The sequence below is a fragment of the Paenibacillus sp. FSL M7-0802 genome (assembly GCF_038004945.1).
Classification (GTDB): Bacteria; Bacillota; Bacilli; order Paenibacillales; family Paenibacillaceae; genus Paenibacillus; species Paenibacillus polymyxa_B.
Genome location: NZ_JBBOSD010000001.1, coordinates 2,198,388 through 2,217,869, shown reverse-complemented (window position 1 = coordinate 2,217,869; position 19,482 = coordinate 2,198,388). Strand labels below are relative to the sequence as shown.

20 protein-coding genes are annotated in these 19,482 nt (G+C 45.3%); 15 read left to right on the top strand and 5 right to left on the bottom strand.

What is annotated here, in order from left to right; genetic code table 11:
• Positions 1 to 94 precede the first annotated feature (94 nt).
• The 3 genes from MHB54_RS10395 to MHB54_RS10385 all read right to left on the bottom strand — a co-directional run bounded on the left by MHB54_RS10395 (position 95) and on the right by MHB54_RS10385 (position 1,997).
• Complete coding sequence (locus tag MHB54_RS10395) at positions 95 to 994, bottom strand: alpha/beta hydrolase family protein (protein WP_264454251.1); 900 nt, start codon at positions 992 to 994, stop codon at positions 95 to 97.
• 77 nt (positions 995 to 1,071) lie between these two features.
• Positions 1,072 to 1,437 (bottom strand): cupin domain-containing protein, encoded by a 366-nt coding sequence (locus tag MHB54_RS10390; protein WP_025721907.1) that lies wholly within the window; start codon positions 1,435 to 1,437, stop codon positions 1,072 to 1,074.
• 17 nt (positions 1,438 to 1,454) lie between these two features.
• The gene (locus MHB54_RS10385) at positions 1,455 to 1,997 is read right to left on the bottom strand and encodes a GNAT family N-acetyltransferase (protein WP_264454250.1); all 543 of its coding nucleotides are present in this window, start codon (positions 1,995 to 1,997) and stop codon (positions 1,455 to 1,457) included.
• A 160-nt stretch (positions 1,998 to 2,157) separates the two neighbouring features.
• Here MHB54_RS10385 and MHB54_RS10380 point away from each other — a divergent pair, with 160 nt between their 5' ends.
• Genes MHB54_RS10380 through MHB54_RS10370 form a run of 3 tightly spaced genes read left to right on the top strand, consistent with a single transcriptional unit; the run spans position 2,158 to position 4,802 of the window.
• The gene (locus MHB54_RS10380) at positions 2,158 to 3,012 is read left to right on the top strand and encodes an aminoglycoside 6-adenylyltransferase (RefSeq protein WP_264454249.1); all 855 of its coding nucleotides are present in this window, start codon (positions 2,158 to 2,160) and stop codon (positions 3,010 to 3,012) included.
• Positions 2,996 to 3,589 carry a dienelactone hydrolase family protein gene (locus MHB54_RS10375; protein ID WP_264454248.1) on the top strand — a complete coding sequence of 198 codons (594 nt, stop codon included), beginning with the start codon at positions 2,996 to 2,998 and terminating at the stop codon, positions 3,587 to 3,589. Before MHB54_RS10380 ends, MHB54_RS10375 begins: the two co-directional genes overlap by 17 nt.
• Positions 3,590 to 3,647: 58 nt before the next feature.
• Positions 3,648 to 4,802 carry a hypothetical protein gene (locus MHB54_RS10370; RefSeq protein WP_264454247.1) on the top strand — a complete coding sequence of 385 codons (1,155 nt, stop codon included), beginning with the start codon at positions 3,648 to 3,650 and terminating at the stop codon, positions 4,800 to 4,802.
• Positions 4,803 to 4,825: 23 nt separating this feature from the next.
• On the opposite strand, the gene MHB54_RS10365 is transcribed toward MHB54_RS10370, so the two are convergent.
• Complete coding sequence (locus MHB54_RS10365; RefSeq protein ID WP_264454246.1) at positions 4,826 to 5,515, bottom strand: ArsR/SmtB family transcription factor; 690 nt, start codon at positions 5,513 to 5,515, stop codon at positions 4,826 to 4,828.
• A 98-nt stretch (positions 5,516 to 5,613) separates the two neighbouring features.
• Between MHB54_RS10365 and MHB54_RS10360 the strand changes: the two genes are divergently transcribed.
• The 11 genes from MHB54_RS10360 to MHB54_RS10310 all read left to right on the top strand — a co-directional run bounded on the left by MHB54_RS10360 (position 5,614) and on the right by MHB54_RS10310 (position 17,325).
• Complete coding sequence (locus tag MHB54_RS10360; RefSeq protein ID WP_264454785.1) at positions 5,614 to 6,243, top strand: flavin reductase family protein; 630 nt, start codon at positions 5,614 to 5,616, stop codon at positions 6,241 to 6,243.
• A gap of 152 nt (positions 6,244 to 6,395) precedes the next feature.
• Positions 6,396 to 7,688 (top strand): homocysteine synthase, encoded by a 1,293-nt coding sequence (locus MHB54_RS10355; RefSeq protein WP_264454245.1) that lies wholly within the window; start codon positions 6,396 to 6,398, stop codon positions 7,686 to 7,688.
• Between the two features lie 190 nt (positions 7,689 to 7,878).
• A complete protein-coding gene (locus tag MHB54_RS10350) occupies positions 7,879 to 9,531 on the top strand; it encodes a CoA-disulfide reductase (protein WP_264454244.1) in 1,653 nt (550 codons plus the stop codon).
• Between the two features lie 137 nt (positions 9,532 to 9,668).
• Positions 9,669 to 9,998 carry a hypothetical protein gene (locus MHB54_RS10345; RefSeq protein WP_023986776.1) on the top strand — a complete coding sequence of 110 codons (330 nt, stop codon included), beginning with the start codon at positions 9,669 to 9,671 and terminating at the stop codon, positions 9,996 to 9,998.
• 339 nt (positions 9,999 to 10,337) lie between these two features.
• Entirely contained in the window at positions 10,338 to 10,460 is a 123-nt protein-coding gene (locus MHB54_RS10340) for a hypothetical protein (protein WP_023986778.1), read from the top strand.
• A 99-nt stretch (positions 10,461 to 10,559) separates the two neighbouring features.
• Positions 10,560 to 10,868: a hypothetical protein gene (locus MHB54_RS10335; protein ID WP_023986779.1), complete on the top strand. Its 309-nt coding sequence runs from the start codon at positions 10,560 to 10,562 to the stop codon at positions 10,866 to 10,868.
• Between the two features lie 784 nt (positions 10,869 to 11,652).
• Positions 11,653 to 13,155, top strand: coding sequence for an HD-GYP domain-containing protein (locus MHB54_RS10330; RefSeq protein ID WP_023986780.1), 1,503 nt, complete (start codon positions 11,653 to 11,655; stop codon positions 13,153 to 13,155).
• A 172-nt stretch (positions 13,156 to 13,327) separates the two neighbouring features.
• Entirely contained in the window at positions 13,328 to 14,773 is a 1,446-nt protein-coding gene (locus tag MHB54_RS10325) for an ATP-binding protein (RefSeq protein WP_264454243.1), read from the top strand.
• A gap of 46 nt (positions 14,774 to 14,819) precedes the next feature.
• Positions 14,820 to 15,539, top strand: a complete 720-nt coding sequence (locus MHB54_RS10320; RefSeq protein ID WP_264454242.1) for an NAD(P)H-binding protein — start codon at positions 14,820 to 14,822, stop codon at positions 15,537 to 15,539.
• A 217-nt stretch (positions 15,540 to 15,756) separates the two neighbouring features.
• Positions 15,757 to 16,137 carry a RidA family protein gene (locus tag MHB54_RS10315; protein WP_013308546.1) on the top strand — a complete coding sequence of 127 codons (381 nt, stop codon included), beginning with the start codon at positions 15,757 to 15,759 and terminating at the stop codon, positions 16,135 to 16,137.
• A gap of 123 nt (positions 16,138 to 16,260) precedes the next feature.
• Positions 16,261 to 17,325: an undecaprenyldiphospho-muramoylpentapeptide beta-N-acetylglucosaminyltransferase gene (locus MHB54_RS10310; RefSeq protein WP_316243232.1), complete on the top strand. Its 1,065-nt coding sequence runs from the start codon at positions 16,261 to 16,263 to the stop codon at positions 17,323 to 17,325.
• 98 nt (positions 17,326 to 17,423) lie between these two features.
• Here the strand turns inward: MHB54_RS10310 and MHB54_RS10305 are convergent, their stop codons facing one another.
• Complete coding sequence (locus MHB54_RS10305; RefSeq protein ID WP_053324525.1) at positions 17,424 to 18,179, bottom strand: tryptophan-rich sensory protein; 756 nt, start codon at positions 18,177 to 18,179, stop codon at positions 17,424 to 17,426.
• A gap of 244 nt (positions 18,180 to 18,423) precedes the next feature.
• Here MHB54_RS10305 and MHB54_RS10300 point away from each other — a divergent pair, with 244 nt between their 5' ends.
• Complete coding sequence (locus tag MHB54_RS10300; protein ID WP_023986785.1) at positions 18,424 to 19,374, top strand: bile acid:sodium symporter family protein; 951 nt, start codon at positions 18,424 to 18,426, stop codon at positions 19,372 to 19,374.
• Positions 19,375 to 19,482 lie beyond the last annotated feature (108 nt).

Here is a 19,482-nt window from a genome sequence, read left to right as displayed (position 1 = left end):
AGTGGAAATAAAGCTTTAGACTGAACAAAAATCAAACAGCGGCAGACCAAGACTTGAAAAATAAAGTTCTTAGACAGCCGCTGTTGTCATCCAACTAACGTGTATGAGTACATAGAAAATCCAATATGTCAGCATTAAGCATCCGATGGAAATGTTCGCGATCAAAGCCGGGAGGGTCTTGCGATGGGAGAAAGGCCGGAGTCCTCATCGATTCCGGGAAAGGACTCAGAAAGGAGAAATGCCCGGCGTTTTTTACTGTTTTGTATTGTACCTTCTTAGGATCTGGCACGCCATCCAATATTAAACGAGCGTGTAAAGAAGGAGTGTACTGATCCTTCTCTGCATCCACCATTAAGATAGGTAGATTAACTGCACGCAAGCTACCTTCAGCTCGAAACCAGACCGACGCTGGCGCTAGTAAAACGAGACATTTTACTCGGTAATTTGGTGTAACCTCTATAAGCTGGGGCTTTCCGTCCGAGGTCTCGTGAGGCAAAGAAGTCGGCACGCCACCCGCCGCCGTTAATGCCGTGTAACCGCCCATGGAATGTCCGATGAGAGACACAGCATTCTGTATTAATTTGTCCTTGAACAGCATACTATCGAAAAACCAGTCGGTGACCATATTAAGGTGTCTAGGTCTATAGGTAAGATTCTGTGCTGTTCCTTCCAAACTATTGTCATTTCGATTGTTAAATGGATGCTCTGGAATGCCGACAATAAAACCATTGCGTGCTAAATGCTGCGCCAAAATCCGATACACAAGCGGCGTACTGCCAGTACCGTGAGAGATGATAACCAAAGGGAATCTTCCTTCTGATAGATCTGCCTCTCTCGCCAACTCTAACTGGTATGGACCCAATCGCTCTATTTGTTCGGGTTCGTCCGCTGGATACATTGCCATCATGGGAAATGTAATGCCTAGGGAGGAATCCTTTATTTCTACTTCTCGCCATCCTGCATAACTATTCTTAAATTCTGCGTTTCTTATCATCCACCATACCTTTCCTTTCTCGAATTAGCACAAAATACGTATGTTTATTCTGTATTAAAGCTCGTCATTATTGCATTTTAAATCCAAATATCATTGACTGCCGTTAATTCTGACTCTGCTCCTCCAGTATTTACTACACCTCTCGGCTCTACTAGCATGATATGGCACTCCTGATGTGCGAATGGCTTGTGTTCGACCCCCTTAGGTACAATAAACATCTCTCCCTGAGAAACCTGTACCCGTCCATCTCTAAAATCAATGAACATCTCGCCTTCAAGTACAATAAAGACCTCGTCGGTATCTTGATGATCGTGCCATACAAAATCCCCAACTATTTTCACCAATTTAAATTGATAGTCATTCATTTCACCAATAACTTTCGGAGACCAATGATCACTAAACTTAGATAACTTTTCATTCAGTTTGATTGATTGATACTTCATAATACCCTCCTTTTAAACTAGATATCCTCAGACTTATTTATAATCGCCAGTACCTGGTGATCCTCCCACTTTCCGTTGATCTTTACGTTACTTCGAGAGATGCCTTCTTTGTGAAAGCCAGCCTTCTCAAGCACACGGATGGATCCTGGATTCCGAGGAGAGGCTTCCCCGAAGATTCGGTGAAACTTTAGCTCATCGAAAGCATAGCGAACCACCTGCTTGACCGCCTCCGTCGTATAGCCCTTGCCGTTATATGCTTGGTCTAGGCTGTATCCGATCATACAGCTTTGAAGCGGTCCTCTCACCACAAAAGATAAATTTATGCTGCCTATAATCCGGTCGTTCTCCTTGTGACATACCACGAAGGAATATTTCCGGTCCTCCATCATGTCGGCCTTGCTCTTAATAATCGTCTGGAGCTGGTGCTCCTCCGTATAGTACTTCTCTTGGGTGTTTGGCGAAAACTCCTCAAAGAATTCCCGATTGCGCTTGTACATTGCTGTCAATTCTGCGGCGTCCGTCTCCTCAGAGAACCGGATGTATACTCGCTGCTCCGACATCTGCACCATCCTTCCAAACTGTAATATTGAAAGAATTATATCACAGGCTGAAGATTGGGAAATTGATTTGATGAATGGTGTATATCAATGTTAACTAAAAAATATATACCGTAATTATTGGATTAGATATAATGTTTTCTAAAAAAGGAGGATATATCGTATGAATAATGCTTACGAAGTGCTTGAGGAGCGTATATCCGAATGGGGAATCTCTAATGAAGAAATTATTGCGGTTTATATCGTTGGGTCCCGGGCAAGAGAGGACAAACCTTTTGATGAGTTTTCTGACTTGGATGTAGTCGTCTTTTCAACGAATCCAGATTACTATCTTCAAAATGATCAATGGTTACTAAACATCTGCAAGGTTTGGACCAGCTTTATGTTTCGAACGGCAAAAGGAGATCCGGAAAAACTCGTTCTCTTTGACCAAGGGGCTGAGGTTGATTTTCTATTCCGTCATACATCCGATCTGGATCATATAATCAAAAATGGGCGTATTCCTGAAGGGTTTCAGCGGGGGGTTAGGATGCTGTTCGATAAGATGGGAAATGGAAACCAAATCATCCCTCAAACCACTACGATCCCGGGTACTCCTCCGATATCTGAAGGTGCTTATCTACAGGTTGTTAATATGTATTGCTTCGCCTCTCTATATGTGGCTAAACAAATTTTGCGCAATGATCTGTGGGTAGCTAAGCAAAGAGATACGGACTGTAAACAATTATTGCTGCAAATGATAGAGTGGCATGCAAAAGCTGTACATGGATCGGAATATGATACTTGGCATGCAGGGAAATTCATAAATGAATGGGCTGATCAAGATGTCGTTGCTGATTTGAAAAAATCTTTTGGGGAATACGACCCCAATCATAGTTGGGAAGCACTGATCGTATCCTTGGAGTTGTTCAAACGGTTATCCTCGGAAGTAGCAGCTAAGTATAAATACGCGCATCCGAATGAATTATTTTCCCATATTCAAGCCTGGTTAGGGGGACAATATGATAAGCATAGATAAAAAGTCGGACACCCTAATTGTTGTGCTGCATGAGATTTATGGGATTAACCAGCATATACAAAATTTTTGCAGCCTATTATCGGATCAGGGTTATGACGTCATTTGTCCAAATTTACTAGGCAAGGAAACACCTTATGACTATTCGCAAGAGGAAACTGCCTACACCAATTTTATGGATAATATAGGATTTGACCGCGCTTTCTATCATATCGAAAGTTTATTATTAAGTATTCGAGCTCGTTATAAAAAGGTATTTATCGTCGGCTTTAGCATAGGGGCAACGATTGCCTGGCTGTGTAGTAAAGAAAAGTATGTTGATGGAATCGTAGGATACTATGGCTCTCGTATTCGAAATTATTTAGAAATAGCTCCACATTGTCCAACATTGCTTTTTTTCCCACAGGAAGAACCATCATTTAATGTGGATGAGCTCATTTCAATTTTAGACAACCGTAATATCCGGGTACATAAATTCAGTGGACAGCACGGATTCAGTGACCCGTACTCTCCCCGATATAACGTACACTCAGCCCAGCAATCATTTAAAGAAATGGTAGGGTTTTTCAAGGAAGGTTGATCAATGAACAGTTCATCTAGCCCACACCTTTTTCATTGTTCTAGGGAAACGCACAGTCATGATGTGCCGATTAGTCATATGTATATACATCATTGACTATGAAAAGGGGATGTATGTGGCTGTGGCTACCTTTTATCAAGCCTTCAAGTTGAAGAGTCGGATTTGGCGAACGATGCTAAAGCGGAACGGAGTAACAGGGATTGGCGTAGGTTATGCTGATCCCAATAGACCGGCAAAGGGCGCGGCGATTGTGTTATATACCTTGAGAAGTCTTTCGGCTGTGACGCAAACCAAATTGCAAGCAGTAACAAAAGATATAAGTCGAGCTTCTGCGGTACCTATCCGAATTTTAGGTGTGGGTTCCTTCAAAAGGGAAGCGGCGGCTCCTACCCAAACGAACCCTCGCCAAAGATGGCGCCCTGTGCCCGGTGCGGTCAGTGTAGGAACGACGGTTCCCACCACTTCCGGAGGGACCGGTGGGCTCATTGTCATTAAGAATAATACACTGTTTATTTTGAGTAATGCCCATGTTCTAGTCCCGACGAATACAAACCAATTTCACAATACCATTCAGCCTTCTCCGGCAGATGGGGGCAGAACGGCGGATCAGATCGGGAGAGCTTTTCAATTTGTCCCGCTTACTACGACAGGTGTTAACTTTCAGGACTCCGCCATTGCTATTGCCAATTCAAACAGTCTGCTTAACCCAAGGTATCTGATTAACCAAAGTGGTGGCCTCATTACCGTACCCGGGCACTTATTAAGCTACCGTCTGGGAATGACGTTTAAAAGAATGGCAAAAACCAACGGCTTCGCCAGAGGGGTCGTGGAGGCGATTGGCGTGGAACAAAGGGTGAGAGGCGATTCGGGAATCAAGATTTTCCGTGATCAAACCGTCATTCGTTTTACCCAGGGACGAACTGGGCCTGGAGATTCGGGTTCCGTATGGCTGAATGACAGTAACGATCGGTTGAATAACTATGCGGCCGCGGTCCATTTTGCCGGATCTACCGACGGAACGCGTTCCGTATCTTTCCCGATTGAACGTGCGATGAGAACGTACGGAACCTTGGTCGCCGTCCCGGCTGGAGCTGGAAGATATAAAGCAGGTGTGACAAAAGGAAAGGCTCCAAAAAACAATTATGCCTATGTCCGTCCGATGACGAGAAAACAACTGGCCTTGTCTCCAATCATAAAATCCGACGCGGATTAAGAAATGATTAGAACTATGATGATCTAGTCAACCTCTATCGAAAATATCTCTTTAAAACCTCTTTTACCATCGGCTGTAACACGTATCGCTCGGGTTGTAGGCAGACGCTCGATCCAATTTAATTCGAATAATCTGTCCAGAAGTGCATTTCCTAAAGCACCTGCAAGGTGATGGCGTCGTTCACTCCAATCCAGGCATTTATGTGAGAAGGAGCGGCGCTTGTGTCTTGTTTGTGTAAGGTCAATCTGAAAGTCAGTGAAGAAAGTCTCTCCTTGTTCCGTGATATGAAGCCCATCCTGATCCTCGGAAAGAATCCCCTTTTGAATGAAAAAACTCATGAGCTGCACGCCTAATTGACCCGCAACATGATCGTAGCAAGTTCTTGCCAACCGTAGGGCCTCGTTTTCGGAGGCATGTTTGAATGAATGAATGGGAACAGGTGGAGCTATGGATAAAAGTGACTCCATCACCCGGGCAACTTCGGGGTCTTGAATGCCATAGTAACGGTGACGCCCTTGTTTTTCCACAGTAATGACTTGTGCCTCGGTCATTTTAGCCAGATGGAAGCTGGCCGTTTGCGGTTTGATGCCTGCCATATGGGCCAATTCACTTGCCGTGTGGAACCTGCCGTCTAATAAAGCGGTGAGTATAGCTGCACGGGAAGGCTCGCTAACAAGAGAAGCAATCATGGCTACATTTGACTTGGTGCTCATGGCACGGTTATCCCCCTTTGTAATCCATACTTCGATGAAGGTTGAAATATTTATATTTTACAATAGGGAGGCAGATCTGAATAGAAGGAGAAGAGATGATGAACCCAATAAATCAGATGAATCATAGCCCAGACGTTAAAACGATTAACCCTAGCATTTTATATTACGGAACCCCTGTGATTTTACTCAATACGCTGAATGAGGATGGAACGACCAATATTAGCCCCATTTCCTCTTCGTGGGCATTAGGAGATTGTGTGGTACTAGGCATTGGAATAGGTGGCAAAGCATTTGAAAATATGAAGCACCATCCCGAATGTGTAATCAACGTCCCGGGGCCTTCAATGTGGGAAAATGTAGAACGTTTGGCTCCTTATACAGGCAAGAATCCTGTTCCAGCGGAAAAGAAGGAACATGGATTTATGTACCATAAAGATAAGTATGAGATCAGCGGACTAACTTCGATTGAGTCGAATAGGGTCGAGCCCGCCCGAATCAGGGAGTGCCCTATTCAAATTGAAGCTAAGGTGAAGGATGTGAGAATCCCTAACCATTCTTCTTATTTTGCGATCGTCGAAACTCAAGCCATACAGGTGCATGTTCATCAGGATATCATCCTCGGTGAGAACCATATTGATCCGACAAAGTGGAGCCCACTCATCTATAATTTCCGTCATTATTTTGGTTTGGGGGAGCATTTAGGTAAAACATTCCGATCTGAAACCTGATATTTCAATAAAATTATAATATCCTACCTGAATAATGAGAATTATCTTCCCAAATCGTTCTTTTTGTGCGAGAATGATTGAAAAATCATCCATGAGTACGCATACAGGAAGAGACGATTCATACAGCACGTATAACAAGGGAGGAAATAACCATGTCAGAAGAACGCAAGCTGTCATTCGAAACTCTCGCTGTCCATGCCGGACAACAAATTGATCCTACTACCTTTGCCCGCGCCGTTCCATTGTATCAAACCACTTCATATGGATTTCGGGATGCGGAGCATGCGGCTGATTTGTTCTCGCTGAAAGAATTCGGCAACATTTATACGCGTCTGATGAATCCGACCACGGATGTATTCGAGCAACGGATCGCCGCGTTGGAAGGCGGGGCTGGCGCGTTGGCAACGGCTTCGGGAGCGGCGGCGATTTCCTTCTCCATCCTGAACATTGCGGGAGCTGGGGATGAAATTGTGTCGGCCTCCAGTCTGTATGGCGGTACATATAATCTATTTTCTACAACACTGCCGAAATTGGGCATTAAAGTACATTTTGTCGATTCGGATGATCCAGAGAACTTCCGTAATGCCATTACGGATAAGACGAAGGCATTATTTGCCGAAACGATTGGCAACCCACAGGGCAATGTGCTGGATGTGGAAGCTGTAGCGGCGATTGCGCACGAATATGGTATTCCGCTGATTGTGGATAACACGTTCCCAAGTCCTTACTTGTTGCGTCCTATTGAATACGGAGCGGACATTGTCGTGCATTCTGCAACGAAGTTTATTGGCGGACACGGTACGTCTATTGGTGGGGTGATCGTGGACAGCGGCAAGTTTGACTGGAAAGCGAGTGGTCGTTTCCCAGGACTGACTGAGCCGGACCCGAGCTACCACGGAGTTGTTTACACCGAGGCGGTGGGACCTATCGCATATATTATCAAGGCACGGGTCCAATTGCTGCGGGACTTGGGAGCTGCCATTTCTCCGTTTAATTCATGGCTGCTGCTTCAGGGCTTGGAGACACTTCATCTGCGGTTGGAAAGACATAGTCAAAATGCCTTGAAGGTAGCGCAATATCTCGAAGGCCACAAGGATGTGGAGTGGGTCAGCTACACCGGGTTGCCGAGCCATCCGTCCTATGAATTAGCTCAAAAGTATTTGCCGAAAGGACAAGGAGCAATCCTGACCTTTGGTATTAAAGGTGGAAGCCAGGCGGGAAGCAAGCTAATTGCGAATGTAAAGCTATTTTCTCATTTGGCGAATGTAGGTGATTCCAAGTCTTTGATTATTCACCCGGCAAGCACAACGCACCAGCAGTTGAATGTGGAAGAACAGGTTGCTGCAGGAGTCAAACCAGAGCTGTTACGCCTATCTGTCGGGACAGAAGCGATAGACGATATATTGTACGATCTGGAGCAGGCGATCACGGCCAGCCAGCAGTAGTAGCAGTAGATCCTTCTTAGACTAAGTGTGACAGAGCATTCGTGTAGCATTCGCAAGTGATTTTTCGACCCAGATCAGTATTCGTTCAATGTTTATCAGGCGGGGGGCAACCTCCGTCTTTTTTGCGTATTGACAACATACCCCCATAGGTATATATTATACCCCGTAGGGTATATAAGGAGGGGAAGAAATGGGTAGGAAAATAGTTATTATTGGCGGGGTAGCAGGTGGAGCTTCTGCTGCTGCGAGATTACGTAGATGGAATGAGGAAGACGAGATTATTTTGTTTGAACGCGGAGAGCATGTTTCTTTTGCAAACTGTGGCCTTCCTTACTATATTGGCGGGGCAATCCATGCGCGGGAGAAGCTGTTTCTTCAGACACCTCAAGGGATAAGAGACCGCTTTAATATAGATGTACGGGTACTGAAAGAAGTGATACAAATAGACCGCGAGCAGAAGCTCGTCCATTTCCGCGATATGATTACAGGGGAAACAGATGAGCAGCCGTACGATATTGTGGTATTGTCGCCGGGAGCCAAACCGATGATACCGGACATTCCTGGATTACATGAAGCTATGAATTTATTTACATTAAGAAATATTCATGACACGGACGTTATTAAGGCATATGTAGATGAAAGGCATCCAAAGCACGTCACGGTGATCGGGGCCGGATTTATTGGGCTGGAGATGGCCGAGAATTTGCGGGAGCGTGGACTTGCAGTAACCATTATTGATATGGGGCAACAATTATTGAATCCGCTGGACCCTGAAATGGCCAAATGGGTAGAACAGCATATGAGGCTGAACGGGGTGGAGGTGCGTTTAGAGGAAGGAGTCACAGCTTTTGAAGAGCAGGGTACACAACTTCGTTTGACCTCCGGGGGTGTGCTTCAGACGGACATGGTTATTCTCGCGATCGGTGTTGTTCCTGAAAATGAGTTGGCCAAGCAAAGCGGATTGGAACTTGGTTTTCGCGGCGCTATTCAGGTGAACACCCAACTGCAAACCAGCGATCCGGCCATTTATGCGGTCGGGGATGCCATCCAGGTCAAAGACCGCAATCATGGGTTTGCAACGATGGTATCGCTAGCCTGGGGAGCCAATCGTCAGGGGCGTTTGGCAGCGGATCATATTAACGGTCAGGCAATTTCTTATGATGGGGCGCTCGGAACATCCGTAATTAAGACCTTTGCATTGACTTCAGCTTCTACAGGTAATAATGAAAAAACATTACAGCGGCTGGGCGTTCCTTATCAGGCTGTTCATATTCATCCTGGTTCACATGCCGGCTATTACCCTGGCGCATCACCCATTGCTATGAAGCTGCTCTTTAATCCCGAAAACGGGATGATCTATGGGGCGCAGGCTGTTGGAGCTGATGGAGCAGACAAAAGGATTGATGTCATTGCGACGGCTATTCGTGGCCATTTGAACGTCCGTGAACTGGCTGATATTGAACTTGCTTATGCACCTCCTTATTCTTCAGCGAAAGACCCTGTGAATATGGCGGGTTACGTGGCTTCGAATATCATGGATGGGCTGGTCCAAACGATACAGTGGCATGAAGTTGATGATTTTCACCGCAATGGTGGTCTTATTATTGATGTTAGGGATGCGGTGGAGCTACAGGCAGGGGCCATTCCAGGTTCGATTCATATTCCTCTGGCCGAGATTAGAGAGCGGATGGCAGAAATCCCCAGTGATCTAGAGATCGCGGTATCCTGCCAAGTCGGTCTGCGAGGCTATATTGCTGCCCGAATTTTGACTCAATACGGTTATCGGGTGAGGAACGTTGATGGTGGCTATAAGACGTATTCGGTTATGGCTGAACGTGAGTGAACATTTCCTTTCATGTCTTTGGTGTAGGATCGCTACTGTACATTATTTACGTTATCCGCAGGGTTTACCCCTTTTCTGATCAAATTATGGCTTGGTTCACTGTGTGACGTCTGTTACAATAGAAGAGGCATATACGAATGGATAGAAAAGAGGTTGAGCAGGTGGGCACTTCAGTGATTTGGGAAGCAGTTATATATTGGGTGATCTTGGTGATTTCCGCTCTGTGCGTGATCGCAGTATCTGGTACTCGGAAGACAGCAAGCACGATTATTTTAGCGCCCGTTGTTTTGTTCTGTACCATATTTATGATGCAGGGATCAGTGTTTACTGCCATGAATCACCCGACGATGGGGTCTAATGTCGGTTTGGGTATGGCATTTCTGACAACATGGGTGGTCAGCGGAATATTGTTTGCTGTAGCGCTTGTAATTGCTTTTATTAAATATAACAAGAAGAACAAGGCGTAATTTAGCCTTAACCTCAGATGAATAAAGGCTTTCGGTGATGTGCCGAAAGCCCTTTTTGTATTCCTTTTTAACCATGCAGGATGTCTCCGCTTATCTGCGTCTTCTCATAAGCAACACAACGATCAGCACGACGATGATTATGATCAATAGGAATTTCATATTCGATAACCTCCTTGGTCTGTCTCTTATTTGGTATTAACCACTTTTAGTTAGTATGCACCGATGGATCTCAAGCAAGTATCTATTGTCGAGTTTTTGGGGAAATTTAGAATGTGGGACTAAAAAGAGGTTTACAGGCTTAGCTGGAAAGTGTATACATAAAGTAAGGAGGCGATTGCCATGAGTGATCGTGCATTTCATTTGTTCTATATTATTTTCTTAACGGTTCTGGCACTTGGAAGTGTGGGTGGAATCGCTTGGTGGCTGCGCTCTGTCGGTCGTCAGGAGAAGGAAAAAAACTAAATTCAACATGGGCATACAAGCCCGAATGCATCTTCCAGTAGGAGGGTGCATTTTTATATGTTATAATGGGAACATATGTTCTTTGTAGGGGGGAAGACGATGTTGCCAGATTTGGAACGAAAGCTGCTACGTATTTTGTATAATTATTTCGCCCAGCATCGCCACATGCCCACAATGGCGGAATTGACCGTAAAAACGGGCAAGCGAGATGCTGAAATTACAGTCGCCTTGCGACATATGGAACAGGAGCGCTACATCACTTGGGAAAACAATTCGGGTACCCAGCATGTTGTTTTACTGGAAGGGTGGGAGCGTCCCTCGACCCAAAGGCGCACCCAAGCGGAAACAAGACGTTCCACTACGCAAACGATGCCGCCCGATGGTACAGAATACTGGACGAATTATTAGAAGGTATATAAAACTGGAAAATTAATGAGTTTTTAAGGTGCATATCATTTAGTTTTAAGAAAGCGAGACTATAATGACCCTATTAACCCCTTTTTGATCAAGCTATAGGCCCTGCCGATGTATCGGCAGGGCCACTTTTTTGTTCATAGATACGCTTATGTATATGAAAAATCCCCCGGGGATCATCCGGAGGATGGTGCAGTTTGCATATACTGCACGGCCTGCTCAAACTTCATCGTTTGATGGCAAAATATATATTCAACCCCTGCTACCTTGCATTATATGGTCAGCATGTTCATAAGGGGCAGTGTGATTCCACTGTTCATTTTCCAAACGACAAAAGCCCTACCTCTCTTTCGTCCTTGCGGCTCCGATGACCGCGCCAGTGTGAATGTGAAAATCTTCGGCAAAAGCTCAAAATTCTACATTAGGGTTATACATAAAATTAGGAGAAGCTCCATACGGTGATTAGGAGTAATAGCTTGTTGCGTGGAATCTTATGGGGTTAATACATACTCCAATAGTATAGCAAGAATGATTATAAAACACAAGTCATTTTTGGCTTTTTGATTATAGACTGGAAAAAATGTTGGCTAAAATGCTCTTCCCTCGAGAGTTTCTTAGTTAAGAATAAGATGATTTCCCATCTATAAATTGCAGATTAAAAGCCATCCTCGTATTTATGTAAAATGCTCGAGCAAGAAGGTAAACTTTTGATGGTTGGACTCCGATATTGAATACACAAGATATTTTAGAGTGTACGGATGAAAAGAGGGGTAGCAATTTGCCGACCTATAAGCGCTTTATTCAGCATGTTATCCTGAACTATATTATAGGTTCGTTTATCGCTGTATTGTTGGTAGGTATGATTTTTGTATTTTCCACGTTAAATGTAGCCCACTATGAAATTCTGGGTCTTGTTAAAATTATTGCATTTTCCAGCGTCATTATGATTGCTTGTGAAACCATAGTGTTTCGAATGCATTTGAGACCGGTTCATCGTTTTTTTTACGGCAATCAGGAAACACTCAAGGATGTAGAAGCGGTGTATATCCGGGTTCATCATCTGCCTAATTTGTCAGTTTTACGTATTGTTGGACCGCATTTGTTGGGTTTCTCTATCCCGGCAGCCGTCATTGCCTTATGGATGATACATACTGGACAACTTACCTTTCCCTTGTATTATGTAGGAATCGCCTGTATAGGAGCTTGTCTGGTTGCTTCGATGCACGCACTGGTTGAATTTTTCCTGACAATGAGAGCAATCAAGCCGCTGCTGGAGGAAATCCGTGATCGAACCTATCAGCAATATGGATTAAACCTGTCCCTGCGAGGACGAGTCCTACTATCGCTTCGGCATAAATTTCAGTTAAGCGCGACGCTCATTGGTGCTTTTCCTCTGTTTTTATTTTGTCTAGCTACACAGATTCGCCTGGAACGTTTGGAGGCGACGGATTCGAGTTCCTATTGGGCATGGGCGGGTACGATTTTAATTTTTGGTGTAGCCTTTGCTTATCTGGGAGGAAGGTTGTTGACCCGTGAGATCGAACAGCCGATCCACCACCTGCTGGAAAAAATGAATGCAGTGAGGGAAGGCCGCCTGAACAGTAATGCCAGCGACTTGTACTCCGACGAATTTGCCGAGTTGGTTGAAGGCTTTAACATGATGATCGAGGGCCTGAAGGAACGGGAAGAAAAGAACGGTCAGCTACTGGACAGCTACTTCGCCACCTTGGCGGCAGCGCTGGATGCGCGAGATGCCTATACCGCAGGACATTCTTTGCGTGTGGCTGAATACTCCGTACTCATTGGGCGCAAGGGCGGTTTGAATGAGACAGACCTCGACTTGCTGCGCAAAACAGCTTTGCTGCATGATATCGGTAAAATCGGCGTGGCTGACGCTGTTCTGCTCAAGGACGGCAAGCTGACGGACGAGGAGTTTGATCAGATTAAAATGCACCCGGTTATGGGAGAGAGTATTCTCCGGCAAGTTGAACCAGCTTATGCTATGGCCCCTTATTTGCCCGGCGTGCGATCGCACCATGAACGTTATGATGGCAAGGGATACCCTGACCAGCTCGCTGGGGAAGATATCCCCTTATTTGGGCGAATCATTGCTGTAGCGGATGCTTATGATGCGATGACGTCTGATCGTCCCTATCGGCAAGGTATGAAGGAAGAGAAGGCGGTTATGATATTGGAAGAGGGAAAGGGAACCCAATGGGACCCTTATTTTGCCGAATTATTTGTCAAGGAGTGGCGCCGGAACAAAGGCATCACAAGCTGACTCTGTATATATCAGCACAACAGGGCGAGCCATTGAGGTTCGCTTTTTTATATAGGAATGTAAGCATCTTTTATGTCGAAAGATGGGGCTTCATGTTATGATGTACAAGAAAGGCAAACGCGGTTAACATAGGCCTGGCATCCAATTTTTTGCGCTATGGGAGTGTGAGTCCATGCAATTTTCAATGATGTTTTTAATGAATTTAGGGATGCTGATTGCCGTTGCCTATGTGGCGAACGTGATTTATAAATATGGTTTGAGTCGTACCTCTTCGCGGTTCAAATATGTCAGCTCGGTGCTGCTAGTGATATTTGGCGGATGGGTCAGCTCTTGTTTTGGTTTTAACTTTAGTGAAACGGTTATTTTTGATTTGCGTTTTGTACCGCTGATTATCGCGGCATTGGTGTATCCCCGCTCCTATACGCTTATTATTATTGGGGTCGCAATCGGACTAACGAGATTTACCTTCGGTCTGCATATGGCGGCGTGGGTCGGCTTTTTGAATATGAGCATTCTGGGCGTCCTGTGCGCCGGATTGAACTACTGGATGCGCCGTTCCACCTGGCGTTTGATTATTAAGGCATCGGTGACCATTTTAGCGGTTAATATCGTAAATACGTTAAATATTGCCTGTCTGGGCGTCATTCCCTGGCGCTATTATGTAGCGGAGGTTGTTCCTCTTACACTGCCAATCGGCATCGTCCTCAGTTTTTTATTTGCTCTGATTTTAAGGGACTTTCAGATGGAGCAACAGCGGAATCATCAGATTAAGCAGGCGAATGAGTTGTTATCAGAGCAGCGAGATGAGTTGCAGAAAGCAAAGGTCATTCTAGAGGAACGTGCCAAGCAACTGATGATGGCTTCCCAATATAAATCGGATTTTATGGCAACGATGTCACATGAGTTACGTACACCTCTTAATAGCATCATTAACCTGGCGCAGATTATCAACGAGCAGGGAAAAGAATTGGATGAGGACGAGTTATACCAATACAGCGATCTCATCTATGCCTCAGGGCATGATTTGCTCCAATTGATCAACGACATTCTGGACTTGTCCAAGGTCGAGGCTGGTCACATGGAAATCGTAAGTGAGCCAGTCAATGTGCGTGAGATTGCGCAGGTGATGATGATGCATTTTGAAGTCACTGCGAAGGATAAAAACCTGGAATTCAGCTTAAAGGAGCATGAGCCTATACCGAATGAAATTCGGTCCGATTCTAAACGTGTACAGCAAATTTTGCGTAATCTGTTATCCAACGCCTTTAAGTTCACTCATGAAGGACGTGTATTGCTTGAAATGAGTACACAGCATCTGAATCGAAAGGGACAGGAGGGAGATTGGGTTGTATTTGCTGTAAAAGATACGGGCATCGGTATTTCCAAGCTTCAGCAACACGTTATTTTTGAGGCATTCCAGCAGGCGAACGGTTCCATTAATCGTAAATATGGAGGAACCGGGTTGGGATTGTCCATCAGCCGTGATTTTTCCCGCTTGTTGGGCGGGTTTATCCGTTTAGAAAGTGAGGAGGGTAAGGGAAGTACGTTTTCCTTGTACCTACCCATGTGTCCGTCCGTAAGCAAGGAGGCGGACGAACAACCCTTTAAATTAACCTAATCGCTATTGTAGGAGCAGGAGCGTTATGGCACAAAGGAGGTCTATCATGGAACGTAAAGCGGTCGTTGTGGGTGCAACAGGGCTCGTCGGGGGTTATGTTGTACGAGAGCTGCTGGTGCAAAAGGAATACAACCGCGTCATGGTTATGGGCAGACGTCCGTTGGACATCAAGCATCCCAAGCTGGAGCAGGCGCTCATCAATTGGGAACAGCCACAGAAAGCGGCGTTCGCCTTCGAAGGGGTGGATGATGTTTTTTGTTGCCTTGGGACAACGATGAAAAAAGCTGGCACCAAGGAGCAGTTTCGTCTGGTGGATCTGGACTATCCGGTGCTGGCTGCCCAGTTGGGCAAAGAGGCTGGTGCTGTACAGATGCTAGCTATCTCAGCGATGGGGGCCGATCCAGATTCACGCGTGTTTTATAACCGCACCAAGGGTGAGGCTGAAGAGGCGCTTGCCGCTATCGGACTGCCTGCGCTGCATTTGTTCCGTCCGTCGCTGATTTTGGGCGCGAGACCTGAACGACGTTTGGGCGAAGCCGCTGCAGCTGTTGTCATGAAAGCGCTGGACGGTCTGATGACGGGCAAGCTCGCTTCCTACCGCGCTATCCCGGCCTCGGTCATCGCACGAGCCATGGTACGAATTGCTCTTGCGCAGGCGAGCGGCGTACATATTTATCCGAACGACATCATTCGGGTCATTGGTGCAGAGCTAACATCCGAAGATGAGGAACCTGTTACAGGAACGGCTCCTGATGAGAACGTGTAAAACCACGGCAGGATTAAAATGACAATAACGCCGCTGCTGCCCAATGATTCGGACAACAGCGGCGTTATTTGTGTTTTATTGGTGGTTTGTTTTTTGCGGCACATCCACCGTAATCTCTAATTCATCAAGTGCGTTAATCCGTCGCACGGAATAGTGGCTTTGGACTTCACATGCTATAATACGGTGAACCAGTATCAGGAAGGAGAATCCAACCCATATGAAAAAAACAATTGCTACTGAAAAAGCACCCGGTGCTATCGGCCCTTATAGCCAAGCGGTAGAGGCAGGCGGGTTTATTTACACCTCGGGACAGCTTGGACTAAATCCGGCAACAGGTGAGTTTGGTAAGGATGTACAGGAGCAGGCACGCCTGTCCTTGAGCAACGTACAAGCCATTCTGGAAGCGGCAGGCAGCAACATGAACCAGGTTGTGAAAGCGACTGTATTCCTGAAGGACATGAACGATTTTGTCAGCGTCAATGAGGTGTACAGTTCTTTCTTCGAGCAACCGTACCCAGCGCGTAGTGCGGTGGAGGTAGCTCGTCTGCCTAAGGATGCACTGGTGGAGATTGAAGTCATTGCATTGAAGGGCGAATAGTCTGAAAGGTCCGTTCATAAAATAAAAAGTTTGTATGGCAACCGGGTGTCCCTATTAAATAGAGGCACCCGGTTGCTTAAATTTAATGTGTTTTGTTTTTTTGAATACAGAGTGGAGGTGGAGATGATTAAAAAAATAATTTTCACTGGTGGAGGCTCTTCAGGACATGTAGCAGTAAACCTAGCTTTGATTCCTCACTTACTGGAACAACATTGGAGTGTCCAATACATAGGCTCTGAACAAGGGATTGAAAGAAAATTGATTTCTGGGCTAGAAGATGTGTGTTATTTCAGTATCTCAACTGGGAAATTACGCAGATATTTTGATTGGAATAATTTTAAGGACCCTTTTAAAGTGCTGAAGGGGATTTCTCAAGCGTACCGGATTATAAGAAAAGAAAAACCGGATGTTATTTTTTCAAAAGGCGGGTTTGTTTCGGTTCCTGTGGTATTGGCTGGGTGGTTGAATAAAGTCCCTGTAATCATTCATGAATCAGATATTACCCCTGGATTAGCTAATAAGATTTCCAGCATATTTGCTACAGAAATTTGTACTACCTTTCCTGAAACCACTCAGTACTTTCGCTCTAAGCATACCCGGTATGTAGGTGCTATTGTGAGAGATGAACTAAAAGATGGGGAGGCAGCCAAAGGTTTGACCTATTGCGGATTTACTCGAAATAAGCCGATCATTCTAATCATGGGTGGGAGTTTAGGTTCTAAGAAAATCAATGAGATGGTCTGGATGAATTTAGAGGCTTTGCTCGTTCATTTTCAAATCGTGCATATTTGTGGTAAAGACCAAGTGAATCATTCCATTCATATGTATGGCTACAAGCAGTTTGAATACATAAATGATGAACTGGCGGATGTTATGGCGATGGCAGATATGGTTGTTTCTAGGGCGGGTTCAAATTCCATTTTTGAATTCTTGACGCTGCGGAAGCCGATGCTATTGATCCCTCTTTCAAAGGCGGTTAGCCGGGGAGATCAAATTCTAAATGCCAAATCATTTAAAGCGCAAGGCTTTTGTGAGTTTTTAGAAGAAGAAGAGTTGGAATCTGAACGATTTGTTGACATGATTCTTGGTTTGTATGAAAAAAGGTCGGATTATATTATCAATATGAAGAAAATGAATGCAGATCACTCGACAAGCAAGCTTATAGATTTGATTAAAGTCTATACCTAATCACATGGTTAAAATGAATAAACAAAGCAAGCGAGCTTGGGCTAGATGATTCAGACCCAAGCTCGCTTGTTCTGGCTAGGAGATCATATTCGTTTTCTTTAATCCCGTTCTCGATTACGGGCAAAGAATAGCCATAGCGCGTACACCAGAATGATTGCCGCCAAGATCAATGCAGCCAGCCGTACATTTTCATTGTTCGGATGCTCGACGGCGATGGCGACATAGGCCCATACAAATACGAGAGGATAAATGCTGTCGCGATAAGGGAAGCTGACCATGATGGCCAATACGGTGCCGATGAGCAGGATAATGATCGCCCATGTCGTATCGCTGAGTCCCCAGCCACTCCATTCATTCTTTTCCAGTGCCACTGCAATATTGATAATAGTAGCAACAGATACCCAACCGAGGTTCAGGCTGAACGGTAGCTTGACGAACCACATTTCTCCGCGGGTTGGCTGCGGCGTGCGGGTACGTACATACACGACGCTCAAGGAAAGCAAGTATAGAATAATGACGATGACGCACAGCTCTACGTATACATACTGCCAGAGGAAAATCCAGATGATATTGAAGAGACAGCTTAGAATAAAAAAAATACCGATGGACTGAACGCTTGTCTTGGCTTGCCCTGTAGGTGTAGCTTGGTACACGACAAAGCAGGCGAGCAGTACGTAGATGACCGACCAGATGGAAAAAGCGTAACCCGCTGGGGTGATCAAGGTTGGGTACATGTTGGATACAGCAGCAGTGCTTCTGCCACCGATAGGAAGTGTAGAAGCCAGAACGTTAACGAGAACGACAGCGATAAATGCAATAATATTCCACCATTTATACGGATGGCTTCGTGACATAGGGATATCTCCTCCACAACGAATGATGATCCAAAAATGACCGACTGGTCACAAGCTTCTATTATGAATATACCCACTTTGCTTTCGAATATGTCCTAACCGGAAAAAGTTTCTTGATCCCGGTAAAATCATAAAAAGTTGTATGTATATGCAGTCATATGTAGTACAATGGTGAAAATTTTAAGCACTATATAAGCTGAATTTCCTCAAATTCAAATTATATAGAAGTAAGGAGATAAGTAGAATGAATGGCTTGGAGAAAGTAGGGAAATTTGTAGGAGGAACCTTTTCCATCTGGGTACTTTTATTTGCATGCTTGGGATTTTTCTTTCCTGCGGCGTTTACAGGGTTGAAAGGATACATACAGTTATTTTTGGGCATTGTCATGTTCGGGATGGGGCTGACTTTATCTGCGGCTGACTTTCGTGAAGTATTCCGGCGTCCAGTGGATGTGGCTATTGGTGTGGTCGGACATTATCTGATTATGCCGTTTCTGGCCTTTGGATTGGCATTAGTATTGCAGCTGCCACCGGATATTGCGGTAGGTGTCATTTTGGTAGGCTGTTGCCCGAGTGGAACCGCGTCCAACGTAATGACGCTCTTATCCAAAGGCGATGTGGCGTTGGGCGTGTCGATTGCTTCGGTGTCGACGCTGATTGCTCCACTAGCTACCCCGGCCATGATTAACCTGCTTGCTGGACGTTGGATGAATATTGATGCGAAGTCGCTGATCATGGATATTCTCATCGTGGTTATTGTCCCCATAGTGCTGGGTGTTATCGTCAAATCGCTATTTCGCAAACAGGCAGAAGCCAGTGTCCAGGCGCTGCCGCTCATATCAACACTGGTGATTATGCTCATCGTGGCTATTGTGATTGCAGGCAGCAAAGGCAAGATTTTGGAGACAGGTCCGATTATTTTTGGTGTGGTTATTTTGCATAACGGTATCGGGTTCCTGCTCGGATATTGGTTTGCCAAGCTATTCGGTATGAATCTTTCCAAGCGTAAAGCTGTTACGCTGGAAACGGGAATGCAGAATTCCGGACTGGGCGCTGCGCTGGCAGCAGCTCATTTTAATCCGATTGCTGCTGTACCGAGTGCGATTTTTAGCGTGTGGCATAATATTTCCGGCTCGTTGCTCGCGACCTGGTTTTCCCGCCGGGAGGAGAAGAACAGCACATCCGGGAACCATTAAGCTTTGTCAGTGGCTTGTGACAAGTGGCTGCGGTTCAGCTTTTTCGAACAGTTTGGGGAAGGTCAGAAAGGATAGATTTGACTTTATAGTTGCGGATCATTATACTGT